The sequence below is a fragment of the Nostoc sp. UIC 10890 genome, from assembly GCF_054786515.1.
The window spans coordinates 1-3,096 of record NZ_JBSGKF010000081.1 but is presented as its reverse complement, the minus strand read 5'-3'; the positions used below and the strand labels follow the sequence as shown (position 1 = coordinate 3,096).

The following is a 3,096-nucleotide window of genomic DNA, read 5'->3' as shown; positions in this document are numbered from 1 at the left end:
TATTATTTGTTGTTGAACTTTTTTATTCCTCTACAGATCGCTCAATGAATGGCTAGCTGTAGCCACAAACTCGTCGCCCCTTTGTGGGACGATCGCGGCAATGGTATCTGTCAACGACCTTGCCGATCGTTCGGCAAGATCGTTGGAGGACGGTGAGTTGCTCTGGCTGGGCAAAAACTCCATTCGCTGGTTCGATACGCCCCATCTACCCCACGGGTGGGATTGTGGATTTCTGATGGAAGAACGCACCAAAACACTGTTTTGTGGCGACCTCTTCACTCAAGGCGGTGTCGATATCGAACCACTTACTGAGTCGGATATTCTCGACAAGAGCGAAGCATTCCGCCACGGGATGGATTATTTTTCTCATACGAAGAATACTCGCGTTCTGCTGGAGAAATTGGCAGCCACCGAACCAGCAACGCTGGCGTGTATGCATGGTAGTGCATGGCGTGGTGATGGAGCAAAATTACTTCGGGATTTGGCTGATGCTTTGTCTGTTTAGTCCAGGTTACAAATTGCCCACGAGCAAGTCGTCGATGAGAATTGGCAAGTGGCTTACATTCTTGAGGCAAGCTAAATGAGTAGTGCTATAAAGTTTTTCAAAGCAAATTCTGTGACTTGAAGAAGATTTTGGACACGTTGTCCAACTTTACCTTCCAAAAATGGATGTCCAAGTTTACGGTTCTTGGCAACTTTTGGTGATCTTGGTTGGGGTAAGGCATTTATGCTGACGGCAGGCGGTAGAAGCAAGAGGAAGGAAAAATTTCTACAATTTAAGCTCTGCTTGGATTATAGAACATCTGCATTACTTGAAAGCCTTCTTGCAATCGCCCCTTGAAGTCACAAATCCCACGCCCGGATAAGAAAACGTTTTAAAACTTTCTGCCTCCTGCCTTCTGCTTTAAAGTGCGTAACCTTTCATCATCACCAAAATCTGACAAGAACCACTTTATCCTTACAGTACAGTAACAACAATGTAACTTAAAACATAATGTGAGAGCTTGGGACATTGAGGCGATCGCCGATCTTATGGAGCGATTATTCCAGCTTGTAGTAAAAGCTGACGCTCCTCAACTCTGTCACGACGGTTTAACTGCAATAACCCAATCGTAACCCGACCTATGGGGCTTAAAGGCACAAATTCAGACCCACTCAGGCGAAAATGTTCATGCCAGATGTCTTGGCGAGGATGATACAAGGGTACGATTTTTCCGGTTTCTGGATCGACAGAGGCGAGATCACTTCCCTTGTGCTTATTGCACAGAGTACAGGATAGGGCTAAATTTTCCGCTTCAGTCCGTCCACTATGTTTTTCAGCAATAATGTGGTCAATCTCATGAGGCGCAAAGGTAGCGACATCAGGAATCAGACAATACTCACAACAAGCTTTTGCCCGTTCATAAACCTGTCTTCGGAGAGCTACAGGAATATAGGTTTTGCTCATTCTGCGTCAGCTTCTTTGATCTTCAAGAAGGCTCTAGCCTTAGCCATTCTGACAATATGCTCTAAATATTGATACCCCTGCCATTGCTGCTCTTCTGTTGCGGTTAAACCTACCGTCCGATTTTTTTCTACCAGAGTGTTAATTTGAGCTTGCAGGGATTCAGAGGGACGCAGGGCAATAATGGCTTTAGCAGTGGGTAGGCCTGCCAGAAATTCTACGACTTCAGCCATACCTGAAAATCCTGACTCAGCGTTCGCATTCAGTTCTCGTAACCCCAACTCTAGGATTTGAGGCAGTTTGTCTGCAAAGGGTTGAAGCTGATTAACAACTTCATCAGGTAAGTCAAATGTAACTTGCATAGACGTTTGCTTTTACTACAAGGATACACTTTCTGGATTTTAGCTGCCAAATATCGGCTTACATTTACCTCAGCGATCGCTTTGGTAAATGTCAAGCCTGCGAGCGAGTTGTAATTAATCGTTTGGTTCTAAAAGCTTGCCCAGAGCTTCAACGGACTGCCGCCAGCCGCTTTCCATGCCACTAGCAACCATGCCGTCACGGTCTGACTGGCTCATTGCTGTGCTATGGGTACGAATCTCAGTTGTATGTTCGTCAATTGCGACAAACTCAGCTTTTGAGAGCATGACATGCCCACGTTCCGGCATCCCCAAGAATTCAAATGTCTGCACGATCCGTTTATCTAGAGCGACTTCATGAAAACAGCCAGTAAACTCATACTCGTGACCGTCTTCTGATTGTTCAGCAATGTGCCAACTGCCGCCGTCTTGACAATCGAAGTGATACACTTTCATTGGATTACCGCGACACCACCAATTAGCAAACAGTTCTTCTTTGGTATATGCTTCAAATACCCTTCCTAATGGAGCGTTAATTGTGACAGTACCCAGGATATTTTGTGAATTTTCTGGAACTGTTACTGTCAGATGTGCCATATTAGCCTCCTGCTACTTTGTTATCGATCTTCTAGTAGTTTTTCCAGAGCATCAAAGCGGGCACTCCAGATTTTTTCATACTCGCCCAGATACGCTGCGGCTACTTTGAGGGTTTTCGGCTGAATCTGAATAACTTTCTCCTTACCACTTCGACGCTTGGTAATCAGTCCGGCTTTCTCCAACACACTGATGTGCTTTGCGATCGCTGCAAAAGACATCGCATAGGGTTGTGCTAATTCGCCGATAGTATGTTCTGCTGTTGATACCCGAAAAAGAATGTCTCGCCGCGTCACATCAGCCAGAGCAGCAAAAATTTTATCAAGGGCTACATTTGATTCAACCATATAGTTGAATGATATCCAAACATACAGATCGTGTCAAGTGACAACACGGACAACTTTTACCTTCTGTCTTGGGCAATTTCTACCTGAAGTCACATACAATTTTGGGTGTTACTTCCACTGTGCTTCCAGGCGATCGCATAATTATTGTGAATAACCCTGAACTAAATAATTTACCTCCGATTAAACTCATTGCTCTTAACGCTGAAACAGCATCGTTCTCTGGGCGCACCACTAGTACAAGTAGTACAAGACCACCAACCGATATTCGGTGGGTAAAAGTTCTGGAATTTTTACGCAGCAACAATCTCGCACCCAACAGCCGCAAACTCTACGAACGCGAACTCAAAAGGTT

The 3,096-nt window shown here is 45.0% G+C and carries 5 protein-coding genes and 1 pseudogene; 2 read left to right on the top strand and 4 right to left on the bottom strand.

Annotated elements, in window-relative coordinates:
* Nucleotides 1-100: 100 nt before the first annotated feature.
* The gene (locus ACWATR_RS39145; RefSeq protein WP_460345526.1) at nt 101-505 is read left to right on the top strand and encodes an MBL fold metallo-hydrolase; all 405 of its coding nucleotides are present in this window, start codon (nt 101-103) and stop codon (nt 503-505) included.
* A 525-nt stretch (nt 506-1,030) separates the two neighbouring features.
* Here ACWATR_RS39145 and ACWATR_RS39140 read toward each other — a convergent pair.
* From ACWATR_RS39140 to ACWATR_RS39125, 4 genes are all read right to left on the bottom strand, one after another.
* The gene (locus ACWATR_RS39140; protein ID WP_322734177.1) at nt 1,031-1,447 is read right to left on the bottom strand and encodes an HNH endonuclease; all 417 of its coding nucleotides are present in this window, start codon (nt 1,445-1,447) and stop codon (nt 1,031-1,033) included.
* The gene (locus tag ACWATR_RS39135; protein WP_460345523.1) at nt 1,444-1,806 is read right to left on the bottom strand and encodes a hypothetical protein; all 363 of its coding nucleotides are present in this window, start codon (nt 1,804-1,806) and stop codon (nt 1,444-1,446) included. The genes ACWATR_RS39140 and ACWATR_RS39135 overlap by 4 nt, the downstream gene beginning before the upstream one ends.
* A gap of 114 nt (nt 1,807-1,920) precedes the next feature.
* A complete protein-coding gene (locus tag ACWATR_RS39130) occupies nt 1,921-2,400 on the bottom strand; it encodes an SRPBCC domain-containing protein (RefSeq protein ID WP_460345520.1) in 480 nt (159 codons plus the stop codon).
* A gap of 20 nt (nt 2,401-2,420) precedes the next feature.
* The gene (locus ACWATR_RS39125; RefSeq protein ID WP_335061508.1) at nt 2,421-2,744 is read right to left on the bottom strand and encodes an ArsR/SmtB family transcription factor; all 324 of its coding nucleotides are present in this window, start codon (nt 2,742-2,744) and stop codon (nt 2,421-2,423) included.
* A gap of 146 nt (nt 2,745-2,890) precedes the next feature.
* Here ACWATR_RS39125 and ACWATR_RS39120 point away from each other — a divergent pair.
* Nucleotides 2,891-3,096: pseudogene (locus tag ACWATR_RS39120) on the top strand (tyrosine-type recombinase/integrase); the annotation flags it as partial.